Origin of the sequence: Nostoc sphaeroides (genome assembly GCF_003443655.1) — a bacterium.
Classification (GTDB): Bacteria; Cyanobacteriota; Cyanobacteriia; order Cyanobacteriales; family Nostocaceae; genus Nostoc; species Nostoc sphaeroides.
Genome location: NZ_CP031941.1, coordinates 5,372,504 through 5,388,388, shown reverse-complemented (window position 1 = coordinate 5,388,388; position 15,885 = coordinate 5,372,504). Strand labels below are relative to the sequence as shown.

The 15,885-nt window shown below is 40.7% G+C and carries 12 protein-coding genes, 1 tRNA gene and 1 pseudogene; 8 read left to right on the top strand and 6 right to left on the bottom strand.

Annotated features, from left to right (window positions below; genetic code table 11):
* Positions 1–196 precede the first annotated feature (196 nt).
* Both def and D1367_RS23940 read right to left on the bottom strand, forming a co-directional pair.
* Positions 197–727 (bottom strand): peptide deformylase, encoded by a 531-nt coding sequence (gene def / locus D1367_RS23945; RefSeq protein ID WP_118168759.1) that lies wholly within the window; start codon positions 725–727, stop codon positions 197–199.
* A 162-nt stretch (positions 728–889) separates the two neighbouring features.
* Positions 890–2,140, bottom strand: a complete 1,251-nt coding sequence (locus tag D1367_RS23940; protein ID WP_118168757.1) for an HhoA/HhoB/HtrA family serine endopeptidase — start codon at positions 2,138–2,140, stop codon at positions 890–892.
* A 163-nt stretch (positions 2,141–2,303) separates the two neighbouring features.
* Here D1367_RS23940 and dnaA point away from each other — a divergent pair, with 163 nt between their 5' ends.
* Positions 2,304–3,683, top strand: a complete 1,380-nt coding sequence (gene dnaA / locus D1367_RS23935) for a chromosomal replication initiator protein DnaA (protein WP_118168755.1) — start codon at positions 2,304–2,306, stop codon at positions 3,681–3,683.
* A gap of 576 nt (positions 3,684–4,259) precedes the next feature.
* Here dnaA and D1367_RS23930 read toward each other — a convergent pair.
* Positions 4,260–4,511 carry a ferritin family protein gene (locus tag D1367_RS23930; RefSeq protein WP_323808666.1) on the bottom strand — a complete coding sequence of 84 codons (252 nt, stop codon included), beginning with the start codon at positions 4,509–4,511 and terminating at the stop codon, positions 4,260–4,262.
* 8 nt (positions 4,512–4,519) lie between these two features.
* Positions 4,520–4,675: a hypothetical protein gene (locus D1367_RS31240; protein WP_181984945.1), complete on the bottom strand. Its 156-nt coding sequence runs from the start codon at positions 4,673–4,675 to the stop codon at positions 4,520–4,522.
* A gap of 484 nt (positions 4,676–5,159) precedes the next feature.
* On the opposite strand from D1367_RS31240, the gene D1367_RS23925 reads away from it, so the two are divergent.
* The 5 genes from D1367_RS23925 to D1367_RS23905 all read left to right on the top strand — a co-directional run bounded on the left by D1367_RS23925 (position 5,160) and on the right by D1367_RS23905 (position 10,369).
* Positions 5,160–5,837 (top strand): biliverdin-producing heme oxygenase, encoded by a 678-nt coding sequence (locus tag D1367_RS23925; RefSeq protein WP_118168753.1) that lies wholly within the window; start codon positions 5,160–5,162, stop codon positions 5,835–5,837.
* A 90-nt stretch (positions 5,838–5,927) separates the two neighbouring features.
* Entirely contained in the window at positions 5,928–7,310 is a 1,383-nt protein-coding gene (gene hemN, locus D1367_RS23920) for an oxygen-independent coproporphyrinogen III oxidase (RefSeq protein WP_118168751.1), read from the top strand.
* An 899-nt stretch (positions 7,311–8,209) separates the two neighbouring features.
* Positions 8,210–8,488, top strand: coding sequence for a GlsB/YeaQ/YmgE family stress response membrane protein (locus D1367_RS23915; protein WP_118168749.1), 279 nt, complete (start codon positions 8,210–8,212; stop codon positions 8,486–8,488).
* Between the two features lie 172 nt (positions 8,489–8,660).
* Positions 8,661–9,353 (top strand): manganese catalase family protein, encoded by a 693-nt coding sequence (locus tag D1367_RS23910; RefSeq protein WP_118168747.1) that lies wholly within the window; start codon positions 8,661–8,663, stop codon positions 9,351–9,353.
* A gap of 275 nt (positions 9,354–9,628) precedes the next feature.
* Positions 9,629–10,369 carry a DUF3891 family protein gene (locus D1367_RS23905; protein WP_118168745.1) on the top strand — a complete coding sequence of 247 codons (741 nt, stop codon included), beginning with the start codon at positions 9,629–9,631 and terminating at the stop codon, positions 10,367–10,369.
* A gap of 90 nt (positions 10,370–10,459) precedes the next feature.
* Here the strand turns inward: D1367_RS23905 and psaK are convergent, their stop codons facing one another.
* Positions 10,460–10,720 carry a photosystem I reaction center subunit PsaK gene (psaK, locus tag D1367_RS23900; RefSeq protein WP_118168743.1) on the bottom strand — a complete coding sequence of 87 codons (261 nt, stop codon included), beginning with the start codon at positions 10,718–10,720 and terminating at the stop codon, positions 10,460–10,462.
* Positions 10,721–11,502: 782 nt separating this feature from the next.
* Between psaK and D1367_RS23895 the strand changes: the two are divergent.
* Together D1367_RS23895 and D1367_RS23890 are read left to right on the top strand one after the other, a co-directional pair.
* A pseudogene (locus D1367_RS23895) lies at positions 11,503–12,744 on the top strand (glycosyltransferase family 4 protein); the annotation flags it as partial.
* A gap of 720 nt (positions 12,745–13,464) precedes the next feature.
* On the top strand, positions 13,465–15,192 hold the full coding sequence (locus D1367_RS23890) for an Rqc2 family fibronectin-binding protein (protein ID WP_118168739.1): 1,728 nt from the start codon (positions 13,465–13,467) through the stop codon (positions 15,190–15,192).
* A gap of 617 nt (positions 15,193–15,809) precedes the next feature.
* Here D1367_RS23890 and D1367_RS23885 read toward each other — a convergent pair.
* A tRNA-Phe gene (locus D1367_RS23885) sits at positions 15,810–15,882 on the bottom strand.
* Positions 15,883–15,885: the final 3 nt, after the last annotated feature.

Sequence of the window (15,885 nt, the reverse complement as noted above, 5' to 3'; positions counted from 1 at the left end):
AATATACTACTTCCCACTCCCCATTCCCAATACTGTTCGGTTCAGGCAAGAGACGCGATGAATCGCCGTCTCTACAATAACCAGTCTTTTGTAGAGACGGCGATTTATCGCATCTTTGTGATGATTTATCGCGTCTTTAGCGATCTAAAATTTTCATCAAAAAACCTTAAATGAACCGTATTGTCCCCACTCCCATTTATTTGTTAACAACTCGTTGTTGGTATTCCTGCTCAGTAATCATCTCGAGAGTATTTTCTATACGATCTACAAATACGATACCGTCGAGATGATCGGACTCGTGTTGAAAAATCCGAGCGATAAAATCGGTTAATTCTTGCTTTTGTAAGTTGCCTTGAGAGTCGGTGTATTCTACTTCAATAGATTTATATCGAGGAACTAACCCCCGAATTCCTGGAACACTTAAACAACCTTCCCAATCTTTGACAACTTCAGTTGAATGAGCAATGATTTTGGGATTAATCATGGCAGTAGGTTCCATTTCCGGGGCATTGGGATACCTGGCATTAGGACGGGAAGCCACAATAAATAAACGATAGGATTGTGCTACTTGAGGCGCTGCAATTCCCACGCCGTTAGCTTTAGCAACAGTGGCGATTAAGTCTTCAATTAACTTTTGGATATGCTCATCTTGAATATTCTCAACCCAAGCAGCTTTTTGGCGCAATGTTGGATTGCCTAATTGAATGATTGGCGCTAATTCAGTCATAATATAAACTCCTTTTGGTAATGGGGAATGGAGCATTGGAAGTGGAGAAATTTTTATAACTCCTAACCCTTCGGCAGGCTCAGGGCATCGCTCCTAACTCCTAACTCCTAACTCCTAACTCCTAACTCCTAACTCCTAACTCCTAACTCCTAACTCCTCAAATCATCCTTCACGTCTCACGGGCAAAGGAGCAGGTTGGACTGCTAGTTGGACAGTTTGCCCATTGCGTTCCACTTCTATTGGTAATTTAGCGCCAATTTTGCTATTTTCTACTAGCTTTTGTACTTGTTCAATTTTAGTAACAGGCTGGTTATTAATGGTTTTAATCACATCACCGACTCGGAGTCCAGCTGTAGATGCAGGCGATCGCGGGACGATATCAACCAGCAAAACGCCTTCATCTGCTGTAAAATTCAAGCGATCGCCTGCTGTATTTTTTATTTTTTCTTTAATATCTGGTGTCAGTGTCACCATTTGAACACCCAAATAAGGGTGATCTACTTTCCCGTTAGCAATTAATTCTTGGGCAATTTTTTGCACAGTATTAATGGGGATAGCAAATCCCAAACCTTGAGCGCCTCGAATAATCGCTGTGTTCATCGCAATTACCTGGCCACGAGCATTAAGCAATGGGCCACCAGAATTACCAGGGTTAATCGCAGCATCCGTTTGGATGTAATCAACTCGCTTGTCACTAGCACCGATATCAGTAGCAGAGCGACCTGTAGCACTAATAATCCCAGAAGTAACGGTATTATTCAAACCTAACGGGTTACCAATGGCGATTACTGCTTCTCCTGGTTGCAAGGCATCGGAGTTACCCACAGATAGAGTTGGCAGATTATTAGCATCAATTTTGATCGTAGCTACATCAGTCACCGGATCTTCACCCAGTACTTTCCCGTCAAAAGTCCGGCCATCTTTGAGTGTGACAGTCACTCTATCAGCACCATCTACCACATGAGAATTGGTGACAATTTGACCTGAAGAATTAATGATAAATCCAGAGCCGCTACCCCGCTCTATCTGTTGTCTAGGCTGTGGCGCACTTTCTCCAAAAAATCGTCGGAAAAATGGATCGTTAAATTCGTCTGGTACGCGAGAAGTGATTGTTCGGGAAGAATCAATGCGAACTACCGCAGGCCCCACCTGTTGCACTACTTTTACCACAAAATTAGCATCTCCAGACGAGGAGATAATGGCTGGGGGGGCAATTACCGGATTGGCCGGATTGGGTTCTATTGTGTTTTGGGCTTGAGTGTCGCTTTGTCGAGTCTCAAAAGTCTTAGCAGGTAGAACAGAGCAGCTGCCCAAGAACACCACTGCTACCCCATAGCAGAGCATCCATAACCTGTGAGGTAAACTCCTGGGATTAATCCTTTTGGGCGCTAAATCATGGTTTGTTGTCTTCATGTGTCGTTCCTTCTCCATATCAATCACTGGTGTTAGGATCTTGCCTACCGGGTATGTCCCAAAATGATTACAACTTAAAAGCTTATTCTAGGTCTAGCGTGTCTGGATGCTAAATTAGTGCTTTCTCTTCTATTGTGACGATTAGCAGTAAAGGTGGTGGATAATGGAAATTCCCATAGAAACTCTGTGGAGTCAGGTACTAGAGCGCCTACAGCTTGAACTATCCCGCCCCACCTTTGAAACTTGGATCAAAACTGCTAGTGCGGAGCGATTAGAAAATAATTGCTTGGTAATCCGTACTCCTAACCCATTTGCTCGTAATTGGTTACAGAAGTATTACATCAATACCATTGCTCATGTAGTACAAGATATTCTCGGCCATCCCGTAGGAATTTACATTACCGTTGCTCAAGGTGATGAAGTTTCTCATTTTAGTGAACGAGAGGTTTCTTGGGAATCACCAGATCCTAGCAGTATTTCTGAAGCTGCTCCTAATCGCAATCAAAAAACTACTGAATTAAACTCTAAATATGTCTTTTCGCGGTTTGTAGTTGGTGCCAATAATCGGATGGCTCACGCTGCTGCTTTAGCTGTTGCCGAATCTCCAGGTAAAGAGTTTAATCCTTTATTTTTATGCGGTGGCGTAGGTTTGGGTAAAACTCATCTCATGCAAGCTATTGGTCATTATCGCTGGGAAATTTCGCCTAATTGTAAAATATTTTATGTTTCGACTGAGCAGTTTACTAATGATTTAATTACAGCGATTCGTAAGGATAGTATGCAAAGTTTTCGAGAGCATTATCGAGCCGCAGATGTTTTATTAGTTGATGATATTCAATTTCTTGAAGGGAAGGAATATACCCAAGAAGAATTTTTTTATACTTTTAATACTTTACATGAAGCTGGGAAACAAGTTGTCATTGCTTCCGATCGCCCTCCTAACCAGATTCCTAGTTTGCAAGAACGGCTTTGTTCTCGGTTTTCTATGGGGTTAATCGCAGATATCCAAAAGCCGGATTTAGAAACGAGAATGGCAATTTTGCAGAAAAAAGCTGAGGATGAAAATATTAGTCTTCCCCGCGATGTCATTGAGTATATTGCTTCTAACTATACTTCTAATATTCGAGAATTAGAAGGAGCTTTAATTCGGGCGGTGGCTTATATTTCTATTTGGGGCTTACCGATGACGGTGGAAAATATCACACCAGTTTTAGAACCGCCTAACGAAAAAATGGCAGCTACCCCAGAAGCAATTTTAAAGGTGGTGGCGGATAATTTTGATGTTTCAATAGACGATCTCAAAAGTAACTCACGACGCAGAGAGATTAGCTGGGCGCGTCAAATAGGAATGTATCTCATGCGCCAACACACGTCTCTAAGTTTGCCGAGAATTGGCGAGGAGTTTGGTGGTAAAGACCATACAACGGTAATCTATAGTTGCGATAAAATTACCCAACTCCACCAGAGCGATCGCACTTTAGCACAAACAATCCGCCAACTGAGCGATCGCATCAATATGACTAGTACATCACAGCGTAAATAAACATACCACTCAAAATGGTGTAAAAGCTTAGAATACAATTAATTATGCGTAACTTTTGACTTCCCCGTAAGGGCTGACTTCCGCCTTGCGGTGCTGGCCGTTCTCAAAAACCATCCTGAAGATGTATTTGAAGTTTTCCACAACCACCACTCTGATAACTAGCATTGACGGCTAAATAATTAGTCAAGAATATTAAATAACGGATAAAAATTGATTAAATTTAACTTATATTGTCGAAAAATCTTACTTTTTGTGGATGTATCTGGGGAAAACTTGAGATTTTGCTAGTAAAACTTAATTAAGTATAATTACCTTGTGGAAAAGTACTTGACTTTTTCCACAAGTTTTCCACAAGGTAAACCATTAGTTACAAGGGGTGAACAAGTTCGTAGTCAGGACTTTAGTCTGGATTTTTAAGCACGCTTTGTGCTTACTACAAACTCAGCAAAATTAATCGTTTGATTTTTGACTTCCGCCTTGCGGTAGTAGACATCTCCAGAAATTAATTATGCGTTACCTGAAACCCTTGTCTTGACGTTGCATTGCAACGTCAAAACAATTCATTTTTGCAGATGTCTAATGAACTGTCCCTCTCAATAATTCAGCATCAACGGGTTTAATTAGGTAAGTCTGCAATAGATGCCCAACAATGGAGGCGATCAAGGGTAATTTTTGACAGAATTTTACAACTGGTGAGCGATTGCTGTTATAAATCTCTGCTAGTTTCAGATTAAGGTCAGAACACTTCTCCAACCGTTGGAAAAACTCTGGATGATTTGTATTCAAAATCAAAGGAAATGCCCGTGCAGCAGTGTTAGGGAACTCCAAAAAATAAATTATTCCACATTAAAGTCGTTGACTGTTGACTGTTGACTGAAAACTCGTGAACCGTCAACGGTCAACAGTGAACAATAGCAATGGAATATTTTTTTACGTCGTTGACTGTTGACTGTTGACTGTTGACTGAAAACTCGTGAACCGTCAACGGTCAACAGTGAACAATAGCAATGGAATATTTTTTTACTGAGAAATAAACTCATTACCCGTTGTTTATGGAGAGTTTAAATGCCTATTCCACAATCAGTTTTGTTACTACTTAACTAGGATGTGCCTAAGGGTGAAAATCAGAAAAACCTAAATAAATACTAATATCTTTATCGTTATATATAAATTAATAGTTAAATAATCTTAGGAGAAATAAAAATAGCTGGGATCTACATCGGCAGTGGTACTTGCCAGATAGAGTGATGCAGATCCATCTCTAAACCTAGTGGTCTGTCTCATTAATTCTGAAGGGTTATAAAAGTTCGTAGTAAGGACTTTAGTCCTTGATTTGAGCGATAAATCGCTTACTACAAACCTGGGCATTACTAATGGAACAGACTACTAGAATAACAATCTTTTAGCTGGCACTGGCAGGCATCCTGAGTCGGTGACTGCCCAGAAGCCTTGCCCTTGAACATAAAGGAAGCAACAATGAGTAGTAATCTAGCCATCAAACTGCGCTCTGGAACTGAACAAGCCCACACCTCAGCAGAAAATGTGGGATTCATGAAATGTTTTTTACAAGGAGTTGTGGATAGAGACTGCTTCGCCAAATTCTTAAGCAACTTGTATTACGTCTACAGCGAACTAGAAGCAGCATTAAAGAGCCATATAGGGCATCCTGTGATTAGTGCGGTTTACTTCCCCGAACTTAATCGCCAATCTTCGCTCGAAAAAGATATGGTGTTCTATTATGGGGATAATTGGAGAGAGCAAGTTACACCCTCACCCGCTACCCAAAAGTACATTGACCGCATTCGGGAAATTTCTGTTAGTGAACCAGCCTTATTGTTAGGTCATGCCTACACTCGCTACATGGGCGATCTTTCTGGGGGTCAAATGCTACAAAAAGTTGCTGAGTCAGCCCTGAAGCTTTCTGGCTACGAAGGCACATCCTTTTATAATTTTGAGCAAATTCCTGACAAAAAGGCATTTAAAGATAAGTATCGTCAGGCATTAAATGAATTGCCCGTTGATGATATAACAGCAGAACGGATTGTTGCAGAAGCTAATAATGCCTTTGGGTTCAATTTACAAATGGCTCAAGAGTTAGAAGAAAGTTTAATTAAAGCACTCGGTCAAGTTATGTTTAATAGCCTAACTCATTAGTCATTAGTCATTAGTCATTAGTCATTTGTCATTTGTCATTATTCCCCATTCCCCACTCCCCACTCCCCTCATTCACTGGAGAGCAACTCAATGGTTTTTCTATTACCTGGTGTCAAGTTTGATCTGGAACTGATTCAAAAGTACGACACTCGCGCCCCTAGATACACCAGTTATCCGCCCGCTACAGAGTTAAGCGAAACATTCACCGAAACTGATTTTAAGGCCGCGATCGCAGCCTCGAATCAACGCAAAACTCCTATGAGTTTATATTTCCATATCCCCTTTTGCCAAAGTGCTTGCTACTTCTGCGGCTGTAATACGGTAATTTCCAACAATAAGAATATTGCCAAACCTTACGTGGAGTCTTTAGTTCAAGACATCAAAAACACCGCAGCTTTAATCGATCCAGACAGAAAAGTGCTGCAAATCCACTGGGGAGGCGGTACTCCTAATTATTTGGATCGTCACCAAATAGAATTTTTATGGAAAAACATCAATCGCCATTTCAACATCGATCCACAAGCAGAAATCTCAATTGAGATTAATCCTCGTTATATCGATAAAAACTACATTTTCTTTCTCAGAGAAATTGGGTTTAATCGGATCAGTTTTGGCATTCAAGATTTTAATAGCCAAGTTCAAGTAGCTATAAATCGTGTTCAGCCAGAAGAAATGCTATTTGATGTCATGAGTTGGGTTAAAGAAGCTAAGTTTGAAAGTGTGAATGTAGACCTTATTTATGGTTTACCTTATCAAACCCGCGAGACATTTCGGGAAACATTGAAAAAAACTGTTGAGTTAGATCCTGACCGAATTGTTGTCTTTAACTTTGCATATATACCGTGGATCAAGCCTACACAAAAAAATATTCCTCAAGAGGCGCTACCACCAGCAGAGGAAAAGTTAGAAATTCTGAAAATGACCATTGAAGAATTGACGAATAACCAATATCTATTTATTGGGATGGATCATTTTGCTAAAACTAATGATGAACTAGCGATCGCTCAACGCAATGGCACTCTCAAACGCAATTTCCAAGGCTACACTACCCACGCTGAAACAGAACTATTTGGTTTTGGTTCTACATCCATCAGTATGCTAGAAGATGCTTATGCTCAAAACCACAAGGAATTAAAGGATTATTATCAGGCAGTTGCAGCAGGTGCTTTACCTATTAGCAAAGGTATTAAACTTACTCAAAATGACATCATTAGACGCGATGTGATTATGGGTATTATGTCTCACTTTCAGTTGCATAAGGAAGATATCGAAAAGAAATATAATATCAATTTTGATGAATATTTCTCTGAGGAACTAGAGGCGTTAAAACCATTAGAAGCCGATGGTCTAGTCAGTTTATCAAAAAATCAGATCCAAATTACAGATATCGGCAGATTACTAGTCAGAAATATTGCCGTCATCTTTGATACTCACACAAGAACGCGAGATACAAAATTCTCCCGCGCTATTTGATACCATTTATACAAATATTCGCTACATATTATCTCCTCAATCTACGTTGAAAATCAAGATTGAGGGGATTTAACTAATTAGGACTTACGCATCAAGTATCTATAGTGGAATGGCACTAAGAAAAGCCTTTAGGCTTGTGTAGCCTCGTTAAGAGCCTCCAGGCTTGTGTAGCCTCGTTAAGAGCCAATACGGTTCAGTTAAGGATTTTTGGTACTAATTTTAGACCTGTAGAGACGCGAAATTTCGCGTCTTTACCAAGGTTTTTGGGCTTAACTGAACTGTATTGCGTTAAGAGCCTCCAGGCTGGGAATGTATTCCGAATGGGCTGCTTGCCTCTCGTTAGGCCACCGGAGGCGGAGCCTAAGAGAATGGTTTCTCAGCCTGGAGGCTGGGAACCAGTCAGAGCAAGGGCTGTATCTTTTCTTAGTACCATTCATCTATAGGACTCATATTTGATTTTTGAACAAAACTCAGTACACCTTTATTCTTTCTTCCCAGTCCCCAGTCCCCAATCCCCAGTCCCTTACCTCTACAAGTGATTCAGAAATCAAATCGGATTGCTATATAGTCGTAACTTGTCTTGGTACAAGCCCTGCTAATTACGAATTCCGAATTATTTTAATTCATCTCCAAAAAGTTAGATTATTTTTTTACATCTTAAGGTAGATATCAAAAAATATAATTTTCATGCCTAAACTTGTATATTCAATAATTCCTGATTGATCTGACAAAACTTTTGTTTAGTATTTTTATTTATAAAATAAAAATGCCGATTTTCATCCAAATTTTGATGTAAAGTTTTTTGTCTAACTTTTGGATTTAGCATTTATCCCATCTGGTAGAAAGAATTCTGAATCAGAGTTGATAACTTAGATACAAGTGAGATTGTTGAGGTAGTTATGAGTATTCTTGCTTGGGTAGTTTTAGGACTTTTGGCAGGTGCGATCGCTAAAGCTGTTTATCCTGGTTATCAAGGTGGTGGAATTCTCTCCACAATGATTTTGGGTATAATTGGGGCTTTCGTCGGTGGAAGTCTCTTTACCTTACTACGAACAGGAACTCTGCAAATTACTGCGGCTGGCGCTGGTTTAACTCTTCCAGGTATTTTAGTGGCTGTGGTTGGTGCAATCGTTGCTATTTATATATGGGGATTAATCAGAAGAAGCAGCAATGCCTAATCACTGATTGGCAGTTATAAACACTGACATGAGTACAGTATTTTATTGGTCTTCTAGTTAACTAGTTTGAGAAGGTATCAAATCTCAAATTAGCTATATCTTGAAAGATGCTAAAAGACAATAAAATAGTTTGTCAATTCTGTAAAATCATAATTTTTGGAAGTGTAAATCTATGTTTTTTCACAAAAAAGAGCCTATTCATGCAGTTAACGTTACTGAACCAAACCCTCGTTTTGCTCAGTTGCTTTTAGAGCAGTTTGGCGGAGCTACCGGAGAACTTAGTGCTGCACTTCAATATTGGGTTCAATCATTCCATGTCGAGAATGCTGGAATTAAAGACATGCTTCAAGACATTGCGATCGAGGAATTCAGCCATTTAGAAATGGTTGGTAAACTCATTGAAGCTCACACTAAAAATACGGATCAAACAGAGGCTTATAAAAGTACCCTCTTTGCAGTCCGAGGGATTGGGCCTCATTTTCTAGATAGTCAGGGTAATGCTTGGACTGCAACTTACTTGAATGAAGGCGGAGATGTAGTCCGTGATTTGAGAGCCAATGTTGCAGCTGAAGCTGGCGCTCGTCAAACTTACGAAGAGTTAATTAAGTTAGCAACTGACAAAGGAACCCAAGAGACTTTAGTCCATCTGTTAACACGAGAAATTTCTCATACCCAGATGTTTATGAAAGCTCTAGATTCGCTGGGCAAGTTGACAGATCCGTTCTTTGGTAATATTAAGCCAGATGAAACTGTTGCTCTCTACTACAACCTTTCTACAAATGGAAATGGTAAAGATGAGCGTGGCCCTTGGAATTCTGAACCAACATTCAAATATATTGCGAATCCGTTAGAAAGCCACTCTTAAAACAGTCAACAGTCAACAGTCATCAGTTACCCGGCGTATCAGCGTAGGTTTTGAAACAGTTATTCAGTTATCAGTTGCATGATGTATTTATCTGATTCGTCAGAGTCCTCGACTTCTAACAAGTGGTAGGTAACAGGGCGGGGTCAAATCCCCGCCCTGTTACTGTGATAACTGTTCACTGTTCACTGTTCACTGATTTAATATCTACCCCGACGTTTCTGAATTCAGAAATTAATTCAACTCAAAATCAAAACTAAGAATCAGGAGATTGATTTGTGATTGTCAACGCTACGCCAAATGGTTGGGAAGTTATTTATCACCGCGCTCATGCTTTGCTAGCAGCTCAACTTGCAGGACAGTGGCGACGTAAAGATGCTCCACTAAGGTTATATGAAACCGTCGCTGCAATTTCTCATCACGATGACCTAGAAAAAGAGTGGGAAGAGGACATTCTTACTGAAGCAGGTGCGCCAATGGACTTCACCCTCTCCTCAAATCCCGATGTTGATGCTGGTGTCCAAAAATTGGCTGAACTGGCAAAGAATGCCCTTTACCGTGGACGGTGGGTGGCTTTATTAATTTCCATGCACATCAGCCGTTTAAATGAGCCAAGCCGGGGTAAGGGTTCCAAGCTAGATAAATTTTTAGATGAGCAACTGCAAAACCAGCGACGTTGGCGCAAAGAACTAGGCATCGAAAAGGAAGAAGTTGATGCAGCCTATGCATTTATGCAATGGTGCGATCGCCTTTCTCTCATATTATGTCAGCAAGAACTACCCGACGATGAGCGGTTTTTAGAAATTAGCAAGGGCCCTGATGGTCAGCGCTATGACATCATGCAGCGCAGCGATAACTTGGTTGTTGTCAAACCTTGGCCCTTCCAAGACGATAAATTCACGGTCAACGTCGAAGCCTGCGACCTCTCCCAAGTAAAATTTGAGAGCAGCAACGAACTAGCTCAAGCACTACAAGAAGCTCCCATTAAGGTACTAGAGTGGACATTCGTTAAGAGTTAGATAGTTATAAAAAAGAGCCAGATAACTAACTCTCTGGCTCAAAGCTGGAGACAAAAAAATCATTGAATAAAGGCTAACTTGGGTAAAAACCTAAATTCTTCCCAGGTTATGCAGCCCTAAGATAACGCCCACGCCTAAGATATGACCAAAAGCCGTAGTTGCTAAAAGGGCTGGTAAACCAAAACCACCAAAGAAATTTGCTGAGGGTAGTGCTGGTTCAGCGTTGGGATACTTGATGGTAGATTTACCAAAGGCAATGGCAACGATATTAACGATAATCATAATCAGTCCAACTGTCGGACTCCATTGCAAAGGCGTGGTTGCAGCAGCGAGTAAGGTTGAAGTAAACACCTGATTTGCTCCTGAAATTTATTAATGATTGCAAATATAATCTGAGACTTTCCGAAGCAAATTCCAGAAAGTACCCGATTTTGCATCAATATTTAACACTTATTCTCACTACTTAATACAACGTGAGTTCAACTTAGAGGCAGGGGGCAGGGAGACAAGGAGACAAGGAGAAAGACTTGTTACAAGTTCTCACCTCTTGTCCCCTTGTCCCCTTGTCCCCTTGTGCCCTTCTTCACGAGATAAATTCAGGACTGACGCAAAAATCGCTAAAAAGCTTAATTTATCGAACTACTTTTTCTACAAGAAGCTGTGCGTGCGGCTGCTTGTTTGCTTCGTCAAACTCACACTAATGCATGTATCTATGGGATTATATCTGCACAAACAAGACTAGAACTATAATAGTTATCTATCGAAAGTATTAGATATTTTGAACTAATATCGCAATCCGAATTGAAAAAGAGAAAGCACAGAAGCTAAAAGTACCTATTTATAAGCTTTTCAGCTATTTTAACTATCGCAGAACGTCTACAATACATAGAAAAAATATAATTTTCATCTATCAAAAGTATGAAATATAAAAAAATGAATTTTCTATATCTAAAAAAATTAAATATTTGTATTTAATCTAATAGTATACTTCTGGCATAATAAGATGTAAAAAAATATTAGATATAGTAAATTAAAATCAATATTAATCAAGGTTCCTAAACAATTCAGGTAAGTGTGCTATACACGAGCTTGGAACAGCTTAAAACTTTGTTAAAATTAGCAACACACAAACTATGAACTCTACCACCGGAAAACGTATCGCCTTGATTTCCGTCCACGGAGATCCGGCGATTGAAATAGGGAAAGAAGAAGCTGGGGGACAAAATGTTTATGTGCGTAACGTGGGTGAAGCACTAGCGCGGCTGGGATGGCAAGTTGATATGTTTACTCGCAAAGTGAGTCTGGAGCAAGACTCGATTGTTAAACACAGTGAGAATTGTCGAACTATTCGTTTAAAAGCTGGCCCCCTTGAGTTTGTACCGCGAGATGATATTTTTGAATATCTGCGAGAATTTGTAGATAATTTCCTCAAATTTCAAGTAGAAAATGACATTACATACCAGTTAGTTCACACTAATTACTGGCTCTCTAGTTGGGTGGGGATGGAGTTAAAGGAAATCCAAAAGAGTAAACAGGTTCACACCTACCACTCATTAGGAGCGGTCAAGTACAACACTATACAAAAAGAAGATATTCCTCTGATTGCTAGTAAGCGATTAAAAGTAGAAAAAGAGGTGTTGGAAAAAGCAGAGCGAATTGTGGCGACAAGTCCGCAAGAACAGGAACACATGCGATCGCTAGTTTCTACTAAAGGCAATATCGATATCATTCCCTGCGGTACAGATATTCAGCGCTTTGGCTCGATTGCACGAGAAGCAGCTAGGGCTGAATTGGGGATTGAAAAAGAAACCAAAGTTGTCTTATATGTAGGGCGTTTTGACTCACGCAAAGGCATAGAAACCTTGGTGCGGGCAGTAAACCAGTCTGGGCTACGTGACTCCAAGAATCTCCAGTTAATTATTGGTGGTGGTAGTACTCCAGGTAACAGTGATGGCATTGAGCGCGATCGCATTGAGCAAATCGTCAACGAATTGGGGATGAGTGACTTTACCACTTTTGCAGGTCGTCTGAGTCAAGATATTTTGCCAACTTATTACGCAGCTGCTGATGTTTGCGTTGTTCCCAGTCACTACGAACCCTTTGGACTGGTTGCGATCGAAGCGATGGCAAGTGGTACACCAGTGGTAGCAAGTGATGTCGGTGGACTTCAGTTTACTGTAGTTAATGAAGAAACTGGTTTATTGGCACCACCACAAGATGTAGATGCCTTTGCATCTGCCATTGACCGAATTCTTTCAAATCCAGAGTGGCGAGACGAATTGGGTAAAGCTGGTAGAAAGCGCGTCGAAAGTAAGTTTAGCTGGGATGGCGTAGCACATCAACTGAGTGAACTTTACACCGAACTGTTGCAGCCACAACCATTAGCTTCAACAGCAAAAGAACTAGTCGAGTCAACAGTCGAATTAGTGCAGTCAACAGCAAAAGAACTAGTGGAGTCAACAGTCGAATTAGTGCAGTCAACAGCAAAACAGGCAGTTTTGGTTACTAAATAATTCTCTTGCGTAACAAATAATGGTGAATGGGTAACTCGGAAGTAAGCAATAATTTTATTTTCCTAGTCCTCACTCACCATTACTCAATCATTTATTCTAAATAAAGTGATTTCCATTATTAATTTAATTAGCTTAGAACTTGTGCCATTCCCAAGAACCGCCTCAGAATTCATTCTGAGGCTAATAGCTAAAGTCTACTAAAGTAGACTAAAGATTTTTCGGATTATTTAGTCATCAATAGAAGACTTCAGCTATTAGCCAAGGAACTTCAGTTCCTTGCGGGACATGGTTTTTACGTTAAGTTGACACGTATGCAAGGCCTTGCGCCCCTACAAATCTATAAATAATTTGGGATAATTTATTTTTTGCAAGTCCCTTAGCTGACAAAACTTGATACTAAAAAATGTATAAAAAGGGTAAGCTATTATCTAAGTGCTGAGAGTCTGTCTGAATATATAGATTTCTGCGTTAGCTATCACCAAACCAAGTAACCGCTATGATAGTTGAGGTCTGCTATGCTTTGACTAAACGAAGATAAAAGCATAGCGATCGCTACCATTTGAATGTTAACAATTAATCGCTTTGCAACCAGTTGACTTTACCACTCTCACAGCTGCTTGTAGCGAAATCCGCGCTAACTGGCTACCATCACGCTTAGAACAGGTTTACCAGCGCGATCGCTACACTATTGCGATGGCATTACGCACCCTGAAACAGCGAGATTGGCTACAAATTTCTTGGCATCCTCAAGCTGCACATATTTGCATCGGCGATCCACCACCGCGATCGCCAGATACCTTTACCTTTAGCCAACAACTGATACACCAATTGAGTGGTTTAGCACTGGTAGCTATTGAAGCGATCGCCCCTTGGGAGCGGGTTATTGATTTGCAATTTGCCCGTCGTCCTGGAGAAAGCGCCCTATATCATGTCTATGCAGAAATCATGGGCAAGTATAGCAACGTCATTCTCACCGATGCCAACAATATAATTATCACTGCTGCCCATCAAGTTAGTCAGCAACAATCTAGTGTCCGTCCCATCCAAACCGGACAACCTTACGAAACACCGCCAAAACTGACTGGAACAGTCCCCAGTTTGAACGAATCCCAAGAACGTTGGCAAGAACGGGTAAGTTTAGTGCCAGGAGCAATCAAGCGGCAATTGCTCAAAAGTTATAGTGGCTTGAGTGCAGCACTACTAGAGTTAATGCTGTTAGAAGCAAATATCGCACCAGAAGCATCCACCGATACTCTCAACCCCGACGACTGGCGACGGCTGTTTGAGCGTTGGCAAGAATGGCTACAAGCCTTGGATTCGAGCAAATTTCAACCCGCTTGGACAAAAGATGGCTACACCGTCATGGGTTGGGGTGTAGTTGAAAAGGTAAAAGATATCCAAGAGTTACTCAACCGCTACTACAGTAACCAAATTGACCAACAATTATTTTCTCAATTGCGCCATCAGTTGAGCCAGAAATTGAATAATATTCTGGCGAAATTACGGAATAAGGCTCAAACCTTTAAGACGCGCTTGCAGCAATCAGATCAAGCTAATGACTATCGGCAAAAAGCTGATTTATTGATGGCTCATTTGCAAAACTGGGAACCGGGGATGAAAGAAATTATCCTTGCTGATTTTGATACAAATTTGCCAGTAGCGATCGCTCTGTTGCCAGATAAAAATGCTGTCCAAAATGCCCAAAGTCTTTACAAACAGCACCAAAAGCTCAAACGCGCTCGTGCTGCCGTGGAACCGCTACTGTTAGAAGTGCAGACAGAAATTGAGTATTTAGAACAAGTAGAAGCTGCGATCGGCCAAATAGACACCTACCAAACAGCAGAAGATTTGCGAGCTTTAGAAGAAATCCGCGAAGAGTTGATTGGACAAAAGTATTTAGAAGATCCAGAATATCGCAGCCGCAGTGCCAATGAACCCCCCAGCACCAACTTTCATCGTTACCTTACTCCCAACGGCTTTGAAGTATTAATCGGTCGCAACAATCGCCAAAATGACCAATTGACCTTTCGTGTAGCTGGCGATTATGACATCTGGTTCCACGCTCAAGAAATTCCAGGGAGCCATGTACTACTGCGTCTAGAACCCGGTGCTGTTGCAGAAGAAGCTGATTTACAATTTGTAGCTAATCTTGCCGCCTACTACAGTCGCGCCCGTCAGAGTGAGCAAGTGCCAGTAGTTTACACTCAGCTAAAACACGTCTACAAACCCAAAGGAGCAAAACCGGGAATTGCAATTTACAAGCAAGAGAGCATCCTCTGGGGAAAACCACAAATAGTCATTAGTCATTAGTCATTAGTCATTAGGGACTTCCAAGTAAAAAAATATTCCATTGCTATTGTTCACCGTTGACCGTTGACGGTTCACGAGTTTTCAGTCAACAGTCAACAGTCAACAGTCAACAGTCAACAGTCAACGACTTGAATGTGGAATAATTTATTTTTTGGAGTTCCCTTAGTCATTTGTCAAAAATTAAGAATTCTTCCCCTGCTCCTCTACTCCCTTCTTTTTCTACCCTGCGATTTACTGAATTATCCTGATGGATAGAAGCTTTTAAGCTTTGTTCATATCTTTTTTTGATGAAGTTTCACGAAAAATCTGTGTTGACTGTTACAATATTGTTAAGAAAAGTTGCCCGTTGCATTTTGGGAACGCGCAATTGGGTTTTAACTCTCTTGAGAAGACAACGCAAAAAAACAAACATTTTATAGACCGGCTGTGGGAGGCTGGTCTTTTTGTTTTTTAATCAGTGCGTTCTGATTTATTCCAACTTTCTCAGTATAGATTAGCCAAAAATAGTCAACATGGCCTAAAACGACCATTTTTACACCAATAACAAGCACTGAAATAGAGTTTTTTGATAAACAATAAACCCCTGAAGGCTAAGGCTTTCAGAGGTTTTAATGTTATGCCAGGAACCGGACTTGAACCGGTGACACGAGGATTTTCAGTCCTCTGCTCTACCAACTGAGCTATCCCGGCTGG

Coding starts and splice junctions, on each gene's coding strand:
- D1367_RS23915 (WP_118168749.1), top strand. CDS start 8,210: ATGAGTATTCTTGCTTGGGTAGTTTTAGGACTTTTGGCAGGTGCGATC.
- D1367_RS23925 (WP_118168753.1), top strand. CDS start 5,160: ATGAGTAGTAATCTAGCCATCAAACTGCGCTCTGGAACTGAACAAGCC.
- D1367_RS23910 (WP_118168747.1), top strand. CDS start 8,661: ATGTTTTTTCACAAAAAAGAGCCTATTCATGCAGTTAACGTTACTGAA.
- hemN (WP_118168751.1), top strand. CDS start 5,928: ATGGTTTTTCTATTACCTGGTGTCAAGTTTGATCTGGAACTGATTCAA.
- def (WP_118168759.1), bottom strand. CDS start 727: ATGACTGAATTAGCGCCAATCATTCAATTAGGCAATCCAACATTGCGC.
- dnaA (WP_118168755.1), top strand. CDS start 2,304: ATGGAAATTCCCATAGAAACTCTGTGGAGTCAGGTACTAGAGCGCCTA.
- D1367_RS23940 (WP_118168757.1), bottom strand. CDS start 2,140: ATGAAGACAACAAACCATGATTTAGCGCCCAAAAGGATTAATCCCAGG.